Origin of the sequence: Corynebacterium sp. HMSC035E02 (assembly GCF_001836065.1) — a bacterium.
Taxonomy (GTDB): domain Bacteria; phylum Actinomycetota; class Actinomycetes; order Mycobacteriales; family Mycobacteriaceae; genus Corynebacterium; species Corynebacterium hiratae.
The window spans coordinates 45973-58274 of record NZ_KV827376.1 but is presented as its reverse complement, the minus strand read 5'-3'; the positions used below and the strand labels follow the sequence as shown (position 1 = coordinate 58274).

General features: G+C 61.8%; 12 protein-coding genes. 3 read left to right on the top strand and 9 right to left on the bottom strand.

Annotation, left to right across the window (positions count from 1 at the left end; translation table 11 throughout):
• Positions 1-118: 118 nt before the first annotated feature.
• From HMPREF2635_RS11485 to rsmI, 6 genes are all read right to left on the bottom strand, one after another.
• Positions 119-379 carry a HigA family addiction module antitoxin gene (locus tag HMPREF2635_RS11485; RefSeq protein WP_046646945.1) on the bottom strand — a complete coding sequence of 87 codons (261 nt, stop codon included), beginning with the start codon at positions 377-379 and terminating at the stop codon, positions 119-121.
• 34 nt (positions 380-413) lie between these two features.
• Positions 414-695 carry a type II toxin-antitoxin system RelE/ParE family toxin gene (locus HMPREF2635_RS11480; RefSeq protein WP_046646946.1) on the bottom strand — a complete coding sequence of 94 codons (282 nt, stop codon included), beginning with the start codon at positions 693-695 and terminating at the stop codon, positions 414-416.
• Positions 696-796: 101 nt separating this feature from the next.
• Positions 797-1990, bottom strand: coding sequence for an MFS transporter (locus HMPREF2635_RS11475; protein ID WP_070821797.1), 1194 nt, complete (start codon positions 1988-1990; stop codon positions 797-799).
• A gap of 4 nt (positions 1991-1994) precedes the next feature.
• On the bottom strand, positions 1995-3827 hold the full coding sequence (gene metG / locus HMPREF2635_RS11470; RefSeq protein ID WP_049154222.1) for a methionine--tRNA ligase: 1833 nt from the start codon (positions 3825-3827) through the stop codon (positions 1995-1997).
• A 75-nt stretch (positions 3828-3902) separates the two neighbouring features.
• Positions 3903-5744 carry a BCCT family transporter gene (locus tag HMPREF2635_RS11465; RefSeq protein WP_049154220.1) on the bottom strand — a complete coding sequence of 614 codons (1842 nt, stop codon included), beginning with the start codon at positions 5742-5744 and terminating at the stop codon, positions 3903-3905.
• Positions 5745-6049: 305 nt separating this feature from the next.
• Positions 6050-6898 (bottom strand): 16S rRNA (cytidine(1402)-2'-O)-methyltransferase, encoded by an 849-nt coding sequence (gene rsmI, locus HMPREF2635_RS11460; protein WP_046646950.1) that lies wholly within the window; start codon positions 6896-6898, stop codon positions 6050-6052.
• Between the two features lie 43 nt (positions 6899-6941).
• Between rsmI and HMPREF2635_RS11455 the strand changes: the two genes are divergently transcribed.
• Complete coding sequence (locus HMPREF2635_RS11455) at positions 6942-8549, top strand: dolichyl-phosphate-mannose--protein mannosyltransferase (protein WP_371326326.1); 1608 nt, start codon at positions 6942-6944, stop codon at positions 8547-8549.
• 79 nt (positions 8550-8628) lie between these two features.
• On the opposite strand, the gene HMPREF2635_RS11450 is transcribed toward HMPREF2635_RS11455, so the two are convergent.
• Positions 8629-9318 (bottom strand): zf-HC2 domain-containing protein, encoded by a 690-nt coding sequence (locus HMPREF2635_RS11450; protein ID WP_070545588.1) that lies wholly within the window; start codon positions 9316-9318, stop codon positions 8629-8631.
• Entirely contained in the window at positions 9305-9718 is a 414-nt protein-coding gene (locus HMPREF2635_RS11445) for a DoxX family protein (protein WP_046646952.1), read from the bottom strand. The genes HMPREF2635_RS11450 and HMPREF2635_RS11445 overlap by 14 nt, the downstream gene beginning before the upstream one ends.
• Positions 9719-9737: 19 nt before the next feature.
• Between HMPREF2635_RS11445 and HMPREF2635_RS11440 the strand changes: the two genes are divergently transcribed.
• Positions 9738-10331 carry a methylated-DNA--[protein]-cysteine S-methyltransferase gene (locus HMPREF2635_RS11440; RefSeq protein WP_347948602.1) on the top strand — a complete coding sequence of 198 codons (594 nt, stop codon included), beginning with the start codon at positions 9738-9740 and terminating at the stop codon, positions 10329-10331.
• A 44-nt stretch (positions 10332-10375) separates the two neighbouring features.
• A complete protein-coding gene (locus HMPREF2635_RS11435; protein ID WP_080975044.1) occupies positions 10376-10993 on the top strand; it encodes a DNA-3-methyladenine glycosylase I in 618 nt (205 codons plus the stop codon).
• A 12-nt stretch (positions 10994-11005) separates the two neighbouring features.
• On the opposite strand, the gene glpR is transcribed toward HMPREF2635_RS11435, so the two are convergent.
• Positions 11006-12256: a divisome protein SepX/GlpR gene (glpR, locus tag HMPREF2635_RS11430; RefSeq protein WP_070681889.1), complete on the bottom strand. Its 1251-nt coding sequence runs from the start codon at positions 12254-12256 to the stop codon at positions 11006-11008.
• Positions 12257-12302: the final 46 nt, after the last annotated feature.

The following is a 12302-nucleotide window of genomic DNA, read 5'->3' as shown; positions in this document are numbered from 1 at the left end:
TGCCATTGTTGCCAAAGATCTGGCCAGATCCCGCGGCGAGGCGAGAAACTTTGGCAACAACGGCGACTTCGGCTTGAGCAACTCACCCTGCGCTACGCGGTCACAGACGGCAAACGCGTTAAGCCGGCGCTGCCTGAAGCGGCACAATATCGTCCAGCTCGGCAAGAATTTTGTCCTCTGCGACATCCAAGTCGTAATGGGTCTGCAACCCCAGCCAGAACTGTGGGGACATTCCAAAAAACTTGGCAAGGCGAAGAGCCGTATCGGCGGTAATAGCCCGCTTTCCGTGGACGATTTCGTTAATACGTCGAGGCGGGACCCCTATCGAAACCGCGAGTTTGTGCTGGGTAATCCCCATTTCCTTAAGAAAATCTTCCATCAGGATTTCACCTGGGTGCACTGGGGGGAGCTTTTTAGTGGTAGTCAACGATCTCAACCTCCTCTGGCCCTAAAGCGGTCCACCGGAAGCAGATCCGCCATTGGTCATTGATACGAATACTATATTGACCCCGCCGATCGCCCTTCAACGCTTCGAGCCTATTCCCCGGAGGAATCCGAAGCTCATCTAGCCTCTGCACATAGCCCAATTGCCTCAGTTTGCGAAGAGCTACCGAGTGAATACGTGAATCTATCGAGGACACCCTCTCTCGATTCCATAAGCGCTCTGTATCCCTATCCGCGAACGACTGAATCATAAATGCACCATACCCCCCATAACGCGACACGTCAATAACGCGAGGCGTTAACTCTAACTAACGCTGCAATACAAAAGTTACCGCAACTAAGGAGGACCCCGCTAGGCAGCGAGCTCGTCGTCAATGTAGACCCGCCTAGTCGCGCGCAAACCCGCCATCAGCATGCAAAGGCTGAGCACCATCAGCGCAATCAGGACGGCCGTCCAGTTACCGGTAGCGCCGCGCACAACGCCCACGAAAAGCGGCAACAGCCCCGCCAAGATGTAGCCGCCCGGCTGCACAAAACCGGAGAGTCGTGCGGTCGTCAGCGCACTCCGAGTGCGGGCGGTGAGCAATGCCAGAGCCAGTGGGAAGCACATACCGCCGATCCCCATCATGCAGGCCCAGGCGAGCGGGGCGACGTCGGCAGCCACAAGGACCCCACCCCACCCAGCACAGGTGCACAGCGCCAGCACAATCGGTACGGGTGTTAGGCGGTCCAGGCGAGAAATTAGCCAGGGCATGATCACGCCGCCGGCGATGTTAAAGACACCGATGACAGCAAGTGCCACACTGGCGGTATCCTCACTCACGCCCTTCTCTACCAGCATGCGCGGCAGCCAACCCATTTGGACATAGGCCATGGAGGACTGCAGCCCGAAGAAAAAGAGCATGGCCACCGCCGTGGGCGAAGTGTACATGGGCTTTGGCGCGCCGGCACCGTCGATCGCCCCGTGGGCGACGTCCTTGCCAGCCTGCGGCAGAACCACTATCCACGCCGCCAGCTGCGCGATGGCGGGCAGGCACCAGATCCACAGCGCACCTTGCCACGTGCTTTGCGTCACCGCGGACAGCGGGCCAAGGGCGCTGGATACGCCCAGCATCGTGGTGTAGGTGGTCATCAACGCCACCAGCGTGCGGCCCGAACCATGTTGCTTGATCCACGCGGGAAGCAGAACGTTGGCTAGAGCGATGCCGCCGACAACGCACAGGGTCAACGCAATAAACAGCGGGAAGCTGCTCACCCACGGACGCAGCGCCAGGCCCACCACTAGGGCCAGCGTGCCGCCGGTCAAGGTACGGCTGAGCCCGCCCCGCCGAGCAATGGGCACGGCGGCCAAACCCATGGCCGCGAAGCACAGGCCAGGAAGCGCGGTCAACAAACCTGCCTGCCCAGAACTGATCCCAAAGAAATTCTGGATCTGCCCCAGCACCGGTGCCACCGAAGCGATACCGGATCGCAGGTTCAGCGCGGTGAGGCAAACAACGGAAAAGAGCAGGAAGGGCGCAAGCGAGCGCCGAAACGCCGAGCCCACGCCTTTACTTCTGAACCGGGGCCCACTCCGGGCCGGTCTCACCAAGCTCCGGGTCGAGCTTAGCCACCAGCGGCTTGGGCTTCTGCAGCGTCGTCCCCGGCGTAATGTCGACACGCTTCCACGCAGCCTGCTGCGCCGCGTAGTCACCGGTGATGATCGGGTACGGGTGATTCTCCGGCGGGAGGTCTACGCCAACGAGTTCGACCGGCATATCATCCACCACGTCTTCAATGCGCGGCTGTGCGGCCCAGACGCCCTCACGTCCCAGGGTCTCGTGCACCTTCTGTGCGGTGAAGGGCAAGAACGGGGTCAACATTACGTTGCAGTCGGAGACCACCTGCAGTGCGGTCCACAGCACGGTGGCCAGACGCTCGCGCTGGGTTTCATCCTTGGCCAGCTTCCACGGCTCCATCGCCGCGACATAGGCATTGGCCTCGCCGACGACGTGCATGATGGCGGTCATGGCCTGCTTGAACTTGGACTGCTCGAGGAAATTCGCGGCGGTGGTGAAGGTCTCCTCCGCCAGTGCCAGGATGTCCTTGTCTGCCTGCTCCAGCGCGGCCGGGGCCGGGACCTCGCCGAAGTTCTTGTGGGCCATCGACACGGTGCGGTTGACCAGGTTGCCCCAGCCGTTGGCAAGCTCGTTGTTGATACGGCGCACGAACTCATCCCAGGTGAAGTCAGTGTCATTGTTTTCTGGGCCGGCAACGGCGATGAAGTAGCGCAGTGCGTCTGGGCCGAACTCCTCGAGGAAGTCCTTGACGTAGATAACGACGCCCTTGGAGGAGGAGAACTTGGAGCCGGACATGGTCAGGTATTCCGAAGACACAATCTCCGTGGGCAGGTTGAGCTCACCGTAGGTGTGCAGCTCACCGCCCTTGGAGCCCTTGCCCGCGTAGCCCAAGAGCTCTGCTGGCCAGATCTGGGAGTGAAAGGTGATGTTGTCCTTGCCTTGGAAGTAGTAGTGGCGTGCCTGCGGGTTCTGCCAGTAGTCCTTCCAAGCCTCCGGGTTGCCGGTGCGGTGGGCCCACTCGATGGAGGAAGACAGGTAACCAATCACCGCGTCGAACCACACGTAGAGCTTCTTCGCGCCGTTATCCTCCCAGCCTTCGACCGGAATGGGAATGCCCCAGTCGATGTCACGGGTCATGGTGCGCGGGCGCATATCCTCCAGCAGGTTGAGGGAGAACTTGAGAACGTTGGGACGCCAGTCCTCGCGCGTCTTCAGCCACTCTTCGAGGACGTCCTTGACCGCAGGAAGATCCAGCAGGAAGTGCTCGGTATCGATGAACTTCGGGGTTTCGCCGTTGATCTTGGACACCGGGTTGATGAGATCTACCGGATCGAGTTGGTTGCCGCAGTTATCGCACTGGTCACCGCGCGCGCCATCGGCACCACACAGCGGACAGGTTCCCTCGATATAGCGGTCAGGCAAGGTACGGCCCGTGGACGGCGAAATGGCGCCCTGGGTGGTCTCCTTAATCATGTAGCCGTTCTCGTACAGCCCCTTGAACAGCTCCTGCACCACCGCGTAGTGGTTGCGAGTGGTGGTGCGGGTAAAGAGGTCATAAGACAGGCCGAGCCCAGCCAGGTCGGTGACAATCTGGCGGTTGTAGCGATCCGCCAATTCACGAACCGTCACGCCTTCCTTATCCGCCTGCACGAGCAACGGGGTGCCATGCTCGTCGGTACCGGAAACCATGAGGACGTCGTTGCCACGCATTCGCTGGAAACGGGCGAACACGTCGGAAGGAACACCGAAACCCGCCACGTGTCCGATGTGGCGGGGTCCGTTGGCATAGGGCCAAGCAACATTAACGACAACTGTCTCAGTCATGGCCCCTACTCTATCGAACACCCCCTCACCGGCAATGCAGTGAGGGGGTGTATGAGAGAAATGCTCGCGCCAGAACTAGTTCTTGTGGCTGTGCTGGCGGCGGCGGGCCTTGTAGGCCTGTTCGCGCTGGAACTCGCGGTGCAGGCGACGCTCACGCGCCAGCTTGCGCTGGAAGGCCTGGGACTCGCGGTACTCGCGGTAAATTACGTCGTTGCTCAAGTCCTTGTAAATAGCGAACATGAGGCCGACGAGGATGAAGAGGAATGGCAGCGCCGCCACGATGGTGACGTTCTGCAGGTTCGACAGGGCATTCTCGCTCGACAGCAGCAAGGTCAGGCCGACAGCCGCAGTGAGCACACCCCATGCCGCGGACAGCCACGGCTTGGCGGTGGTAGCGCCAGACTGGGACATCGAGCCCATGACTGTCGACGCCGAGTCGGCCGACGTAATGAAGAACGTGGCAAGGAGCAGGGCGGCGACGATGCCCGCGATGAAACCACCGGGGAGGTTCTGCAGCAGGTTGAACAGCTCCTGCTCGGCAGACTCACCGGAGATGGAGTTGCCGTTCTGCTCCATGTGGATGGCGGTACCGCCGAAGATGGCAAACCACACCGTGGAGACACCAGCCGGGACGAGAAGCACACCAACGCAGAACTCGCGGACGGAACGGCCGCGCGAAATGCGGGCGAGGAACATGCCCACGAACGGCGACCAGGAAACCCACCAAGCCCAGTAGAAAATGGTCCAGGTAGATAGCCACTCGCCAGCGTTTCCGTTATCGGACTCAGCGGTACGAGCGATCATCTCGGTGAAGTTCGCCAGGTAGTTACCAATGGAGCCTGGGATCTGGTTCAAAATCGACACGGTTGGGCCGAAGACGAACACGAAGATGGCCAGCAGAGCCGCCAAGACCATATTGGTGTTAGAGAGGTACTGAATACCTTTGCCTACACCCGACATGGCCGACAGAATAAAGGCCAAGGTCAGCACGAGAACGATGCCGATGACGACGTTCTGCGTGGGGTTCTCAATAATTCCGGAGGCCTGCAGGCCTGCCTGAATCTGCATCGCGCCGAGGCCCAGCGAACAAGCGGTGCCAAAGACGGTGGCGAAGATGGCCAAGATATCAATGATCTTGCCTGCGAATCCGTCGGCGGCGCGCTGGCCAATGAGCGGCACGAAGGCCTGGCTCAACAACTGCTTGCGGCCAATACGGAAGGTGGAATAAGCGATGGCAAGCCCCACGATGGCGTACACGGCCCATGGGTGCAGGGTCCAGTGGAACATGGCCGTGGCCATTGAGGTTCCTACCTCATTCTCACCATGGCCCGGAACGCCGTTCTTAAAGTAGTTGAGCGGCTCGGAAGCACCATAGAACATCAAGCCGATGCCCATGCCGGCAGCGAACATCATCGCAATCCAAGAGACCGTGGAGAATTCCGGTTCCTCGTTAATCTTGCCCAAACGAATGGTGCCGAACTTCGAGGCCGCAACGCAGATAACGAAAACCACAAAAATGGTCCCGAAGAGCACATAGGCCCAGCCAAAGTTATTCACCACGAAGCTCAGAGCATTGCTGGAGAAGGAGGCAAAGCTCTCTGGAGCGGCCAAGCCCCATGCCACAAAGGCGGCAACGAGCAGGCCGGCGATTCCCACAATGGTCCAGTCGATCGGTGAATCAATGCCGCCTGGGCCAAATTTCTCGTCCTCTTCCTCCTCCACTGGCGCGGGAGCCGCCTCAGGATTGAACGCCTTGTTGGTGAGCATATCCTGAAGCTGGCTCGTGGCCGAGGAAGCCTCGAGGCGCTCGTCGACGGTGCGGTATTCCTCTACCGCGGCCGGCGAGCTCTCGCCTTGGGGCACAGCCGAAGACACCCCCGTATCCTTTACATTGTCTGCATTCGTCGAGTCTGTCATACCTCCCGACCTTGGTGCTGTCTCATCAACTAGTCAAACTAAAACGGAAACAAAAAGACTATTCACCACATGCATTTCGGGCATATAGCGTTCCTAAAGCGTCTCTCACGAGCTTCTTTGAACGACCGCTATTCCACCGCAGCTGCCGAATCTGTACCGCAACTGTGCAGCTTGCCAGCTTGTTCGGAGGCATTTCCGAGGTATGGCATCCCTACCGCGCATGCCGCGGCCACGCCGGGTCACATAACGATGCCATAACGATTGGCCCAAAAGAGACGGGCATCACCAGAATTTATTGTTAAAGCTCAGCCGCGCGCGGCGAGGTATGCATCATAGAGTTCGCGGTTGGACCACTCGGTTCCCGCTGCTGCCTGCTTGCAGGCATCCTTGGCCCGCACGCCCCGCTCAACCTCCGCACGGACCTGCTCCACGAGGGCCTCCAACGACACGGGTGCGGCATCCCCGCCCTCGATGACGACGGTGATTTCACCCCGCGCATTCTCCTGCGCCCACTCGGCAAGCTCGCCCAAGGTGCCACGCTTGATTTCCTCGTAGGTCTTCGTCAGCTCACGGCAGACCGCAGCGCGGCGCTCCGCGCCGAGGATCGCTGAGGCGTCGCCAAGCGTCTGCGCTAGACGGTGCGGGGATTCAAAGAAAGCAATGGCACGGCGCTCCCCCACGAGGGACTCCAGCCAGGCTTTACGCGGTCCGGGTTTGCGCGGCGGGAAGGCATCGAAGAGGAAATGCCCCACCCCCAGTCCGGAAAGTGCAAGCGCAGTCGGCACCGCCGAGGGCCCCGGAAAACAGGTCACAGGCACATCCGCTTCCACCGCAGCGGTGACGATGGAGTGCCCAGGATCGGAGACCAGCGGCATGCCAGCATCCGACACCACGAGAACCGTGCCCGTCCGGGCAGCGTTGACGAGCGCGCGCGAGCGCTCCTCTTCGTTGTGGTCGAAATTGGAAACCACCTTGCCGCGGATCTCTACCCCCAGCGCCTGGGCCAGGTTACGAACGCGGCGGGTGTCTTCCGCAGCGATCACATCCGCGTGGCCCAACGCCTGCATCAATCGGGCAGAAGCATCACCGGGATTTCCCAGCGGCGTGGCGGCCAGGATGACTCCACGCGGCAGGGGTTCAAGCTGAAGACTCATACCCCCAGCATGGCACACGCACGCTAGACTCTTCCGCGTGAGTATCGCAATCCTTACTGATCGATCTGGCCGCACCAGCCGCGCGCGCGTCCCCGCCGCCCGCGGCATCCATAGCCGGCCAGCTCCCCCTGCTCCCCGGCACTACACCTGGACCAAGGCCGACACGATCAGCACCGCCATCATCGCTGTGCTGGCATTCATCACGCGGTTTGCAGGTCTCGCCGCACCGGTCTCCGAGGGAACTCCCGTCTTCGACGAGAAGCATTACGTGCCGCAGGCATGGGACATGGTCACCAGCTGGCACAACCTCTTCCTCGGCGGCATCGAGTCCAACCCGGGCTACGGCCTGGTTGTGCACCCACCGCTGGCCAAGCAGATTGTCGCGATATCGGAGGCCATCTTCGGCTACACCCCACTGGGCTGGCGGGCCATGGCCGCGCTCTTTGGCGTGGGCACCGTGCTACTCACCATGGCGCTGGCACGCCGCTTGTCCGGTTCCTGGCAGGTGGGCTTCCTCGCCGGCCTGCTCGCCGTGTGCGACGGCGTGCTGCTCGTGGCCTCCAAGTTCGGAATGCTTGACATCTTCCAGGTCTTCTTCATCGTCGCCGCTGCCTGGGCCTTGGCGCGGGATCACCAGCAGATGCGCGAGCGCCTGCACGCCGCCTTCCTGTCAGGCACGATGGGGGACTCCGACTTCGGCCCCAGATTTGGTTTCCGGTGGTGGCGTTTTACTGCCGGCGTTTTCCTGGGGCTAACGCTGGCCGTGAAGTGGTCAGGCCTGTACTACATCATGTTCTTCGGTCTCATGAGCGTTTTCTCGGATCTCGCTCTGCGCCGCTTGTATGGCGTACGCCGCTACATCGTGGGCACGCTGGTACGCGATACCCCAGCAGCCCTGGCCTCACTCGTTGCGGTCCCCGTAGCCCTGTATGCGTGGTCTTGGCGCGCTTGGTTTGCCGATGAGACCGCCGTCTACCGCCACGCGAAGGTTGACGGCACGATCGAGGATGGCTCTTGGTTGCTCCACCTCCCCGAGCCTCTTGCCGGTTGGTTCTACTACCACTCCTCTGTGCTGGAGTTCCACGCCTCCTTGACCTCCTCAGGTGGCCACAGCCACCCCTGGGACTCCAAGCCATGGGCTTGGCTGGTGGCCGCACGCCCCATCCTCTACTACTCCTCCACGGACATCTCTTGCGGGGACGGCGGATCCTGCCGCAGGATGCTGTACCTCTTTGGTACCCCGGTCATTTGGTGGCTGGTCATCCCGGCGGTGCTGTGGGGACTGTGGTCCTTGCTCGTGCGACGCAACCGCGCCTTCCTCATCCCGCTTGTGGGTGCCGCGGCGGGTTTCCTGCCCTGGCTCATGGTCTTTGACCGACAGATGTACTTCTTCTACGCCACGGCGTTCATTCCGTTCGTCATCGTGCTGATCTCTCTGGCTTTGGGGCAAATGATTGGACGTGGACGGGTTCTGCAATGGCGCTGGCTCACGGAGCTTTTTGGGGCCGCGATGCCGCTGGGCACCTTCCTTACCGTGTGCTACGCCGCGCTCGTCGTGGCAATGTTTGCCTACTTCTCCCCGATTCTCTACGGCTACCTCATCCCGGATTCTTGGTATCACTCCATGATGTGGCTACCGTCCTGGACCTAAACCCCTGGCCCTACACTCTGGCCCAAGCCACTTAGGCTTGGGCCCTTAGGCTCGGCCTCGTAGACGTGGCCTTTAAGGCTTAGCGCGGGTTAGCGGACAACGTCCTATACACGTCCCGTAGCAAAAAGCCCCGGTCGGCCGCCCACGCCCACCCCAGGCTGGCCGTTGCGAGACCGGTGCCGATGAGGATATAAACCTGCTCCGCGACAACGCTGCCCAAGGCAAAGTCGCGCATGGTAAAGCCGCACAAGAACGCGAATATAGTGCAGACCACCGGCAGCAATCCAGGAGCTGAGGCTGGGCGCCAGGCGGCAAAGGCTAAACCGCTCGCCAGGCCGAAGCGCAGCGCCGCAGCCTCCATCACAAGGTGTGCGCGCTCCGGGTCGGCCCCTTCGGCGAGGGTTCCTTCACTGCCCAGGGTGGTCAAGCCGGAAGCGCTGACGACGACCACGATCGCCCAAATCAGAAACGCCACGGCCAACACTCCGAGAGCTACCCGTGCCAACGTGAGCGATGCCTGCCGTGCGCTGGAGGCCCGCTGCCACTCCGGCTCCACGCCAGCCAGGATGACCTCCGACAAGTCCTGCGGCGGCAGGCCCTCAGGTTCCACGAGGCTCAGTGAGCGAGACAAGGCCGCCGCCTTCTCCCGGAAGGCGGCGCACTCCGGGCAGCCGGAGACATGCGCGTCAATGACATCAGGCGCCAGCTGCGGGGCTTCCCCATCGAGCTGCGCGGAGATCGCCGCTTGCACCTGCTCATGCGTCAGCACGGCTCAACACCCCATCCACACTCGCCCGGCCGGAGCCGAAGACAACGATCATGAGCAGCGACACGATGAGCACCAGCGGGTACTCGATGCCACCATCGGCGGCGAAGAGGCCATTGCCCATATGTACGAAGTACAACGCACAGGCCATAAGCAGCGCCAATGCCCCTGCCACAAAGGTGGTGAGCAGGCCGACTACGAGGGCCGCCCCGCCCAGCATTTCTGCGAAGGCAGCCAAGTACGCCGAGGTCTGCGGTTGCGGAACTCCCCATGCGGAGAATTGACCGGTTACCTCGTCCATGCCGCTAAAGAACATCTTGTCCACACCGTGCGCGACGAAGATAACTCCCAGCACCGCGCGGAAGATGAGCAGCGCGGCATCGCGTACGGCGGGTCTATTCATGGTTCATAGACTACCCTGGATGACCACCTCCCTCCGAAAGGACTCCCCTCCTACCATGCACATGTGGACCTCGCTGGACACTCCGCTCGGCCGTCTTCTCCTTGTCTCCTCTAAGCGGGGTTTGTCACGGGTGTGTTTCCCCGGTGAATCCCCGGATCTCAGCGGTCTGCAGCGCCTCCCCGATGGCCCTACCAGCGCCCGACACCACAGTTTTGCGGACGCTGGTGTTGCGGGAGCTAGTGTTGCGGGGGCCGACGCTCTCGTCGCCGCTGCCCAGCAGATCACCGAATACTTTGCGGGCACGCGTAGGGACTTTGAGCTGCTTCTCGACGTCCCCGCATCCCCACACACCTTCCGCGACCGCGCGCAACGTGCGCTGCGCGATATCCCATTCGGTGAGCGCTGGACCTATTCGCGCCTCGCTGCTGCCGCCGGTAGTGCGCAGGCCGCCCGCGCTGCTGGAAGCGCCTGTGCTACGAACCCGCTTCCCATCGTGGTGCCGTGCCACCGCGTCGTTCCTGCAAGCGGCAGCCTCGGTTCCTATCGTGGGGGCACAGCCGCGAAGCAGATGCTGTTGGAGCATGAGGCCACGCTCTGCGGCACGAGGCCGTGAGAGCCGTGGGGAACCGATGAACCGATTCTGCAGTCTAAAAAGGCATGACTAGTACACAGATGGCAAACGATACGAGACTTGTTTATGACTCCGCAGGGCTTGGCCGCCCCGCCTGGGCAATGACCTCCCCGCTTCTCCAAGAGTATTACGACACCGAATGGGGCATGCCCGTCCATGAGGAATCCGCCCTGCTGGAACGCCTCTGCCTGGAAGGTTTCCAGGCCGGGTTGAGCTGGGAACTAGTGCTGCGCAAGCGCGAAGCCTTCCGCGCTGCCTTTGTGGGTTTTGATGCAGACCTACTGGCCAGCTTCGGGGAGGAAGAAGTCGAGCGCCTCATGAACAATGCGGGGATCATCCGCAACCGTCTGAAAATCAACGCGGTGCTTAACAACGCGAAGGCCACGGTGGCCTTGCGGGAGACAGGCGGGCTCGATGAATTCATCTGGAGCTTCCTGCCCGCTGACACGATTGCGCCGGAAAGCGAAGAGGATATTCCAAAATACACGCAAGAAGCCTTGGACATGTCCAAGGCTTTGAAGAAGGCCGGCTTCAAGTTCGTCGGCCCAGTGACGTGTTTCTCCCTGATGACGGCCATCGGGATGGTTGACGCCCACCTAGTAGGCTCCCATCGGCGCGGCACATCCGGCATCTGGCCGGCCTAGGGGCCGGGTGGATTAACCAACTCGGCGGGCTGCTAGGTCATCGCGGCGCTGGCGCGAAGAGGGATGGGGACCGTCGAAGCCATCGTCGCTATCGCCCTCCGAGTAGACGGGCAGGTAGTCAAAGTCCGGGCTCTCATCATCGATTTCCAAGATGAGTGCGCCCGGGCGGCGCAGGTTGGGTGGCAGCGACTCGGCGGGGTTCTCCGCATTGCGCACACCCAAACGGGCGCGGCGCAGGTGGTAGACGCGTCGGCGCAGCAGCTCCCGCTCGCGGCGCACCTGGGCGCGCAGGGCCACCAGGTAGACCATGGTCATAACGCCGGCAATACCCGCCAGCCACCACGTCCAGCTCCCCACGACAATGCCCAGGCACACCGTAGCTACCACTGCTACCGCCAAGCCGATGAGCGTGCGCTGGCGGCGCTGATAACGCGTGGCGGAGGCTTCCTTTTCCTTCACCGGATCCCAGCCACCGCGGCCCAGGCGGCGCTGGGCGAAGGCCAGTTCCTCGGCGGACAGCTCGGTATCGCTTCCGCTCACATCCTCGTCCTCAGTCTCAGCAGCAACAAGGTCCCCGCCCTGCGGGACTGCGTCCGAGCCTTCCTCTGTGTCTTCGGCATCAGCGCTCTCCGCTTCAACCGCTGCTTCGTCGGAGTTGCTCACATCAGACGCAGCCGGTGCTTCCTCCACCGCGTCGATGGCACCCGGATACATCAGATCAACCGGCGAGGTATAGGTCTCATCGAAGTCATAGGCATCCTCGGCCACGCCGGCGTTGGCAGGAGCCGTGAATACCTCGGCAGCATCCGCCTCAACGTTCTCAGCCTCCTGCTCCGACCCATGATCATCCTCGGCAGCGTCGTCGGAATCGTCCTCGAGCTCGAAGTCCGTCTCGGCGTCCTCAGCTTCTACGACTTCGCCATCAATCGTGTCCGCCACTACGGATTCGGCAGCGCTCTTTCCTTCGCCATCGCCCTGGAGCGACTCCGCGGTATCAGCAACCCCCTCGGCCTCAACCAGCTCATACTCGGCTTCCTCATCGCTGGCCTCCGCTGCTGCCGGGGCGTGCGGGCGGATGTCCTCCTTGCCCAGGCGCGGTTTACGGCGGCCCGGCACGGAGCCGGAATCTCCTTCGAAGAGCACGCGGGTCTCTTCAAAGGCCTCACCTGTGTGGCTCATCGGACGCTGCGAGCGCAAAAGCAACGGAGCGAGGATGAAGAGCCACAGCACGATTACGAGAATGATCGGCACGGCAGTCATCATGTGGCTGAGTCCCACTTTCAGGGGTCGACGAAAAAAGGGAATATAA

What these genes read in the sequence shown, in the direction of transcription:
- HMPREF2635_RS11465 (WP_049154220.1), bottom strand. Translation starts at nt 5,744, where the DNA reads ATGACAGACTCGACGAATGCAGACAATGTAAAGGATACGGGGGTGTCT.
- HMPREF2635_RS11480 (WP_046646946.1), bottom strand. Translation starts at nt 695, where the DNA reads ATGATTCAGTCGTTCGCGGATAGGGATACAGAGCGCTTATGGAATCGA.
- HMPREF2635_RS11485 (WP_046646945.1), bottom strand. Translation starts at nt 379, where the DNA reads ATGGAAGATTTTCTTAAGGAAATGGGGATTACCCAGCACAAACTCGCG.
- metG (WP_049154222.1), bottom strand. Translation starts at nt 3,827, where the DNA reads ATGACTGAGACAGTTGTCGTTAATGTTGCTTGGCCCTATGCCAACGGA.
- HMPREF2635_RS11435 (WP_080975044.1), top strand. Translation starts at nt 10,376, where the DNA reads ATGACTAGTACACAGATGGCAAACGATACGAGACTTGTTTATGACTCC.
- HMPREF2635_RS11440 (WP_347948602.1), top strand. Translation starts at nt 9,738, where the DNA reads ATGACCACCTCCCTCCGAAAGGACTCCCCTCCTACCATGCACATGTGG.
- rsmI (WP_046646950.1), bottom strand. Translation starts at nt 6,898, where the DNA reads ATGAGTCTTCAGCTTGAACCCCTGCCGCGTGGAGTCATCCTGGCCGCC.
- HMPREF2635_RS11445 (WP_046646952.1), bottom strand. Translation starts at nt 9,718, where the DNA reads ATGAATAGACCCGCCGTACGCGATGCCGCGCTGCTCATCTTCCGCGCG.
- glpR (WP_070681889.1), bottom strand. Translation starts at nt 12,256, where the DNA reads ATGATGACTGCCGTGCCGATCATTCTCGTAATCGTGCTGTGGCTCTTC.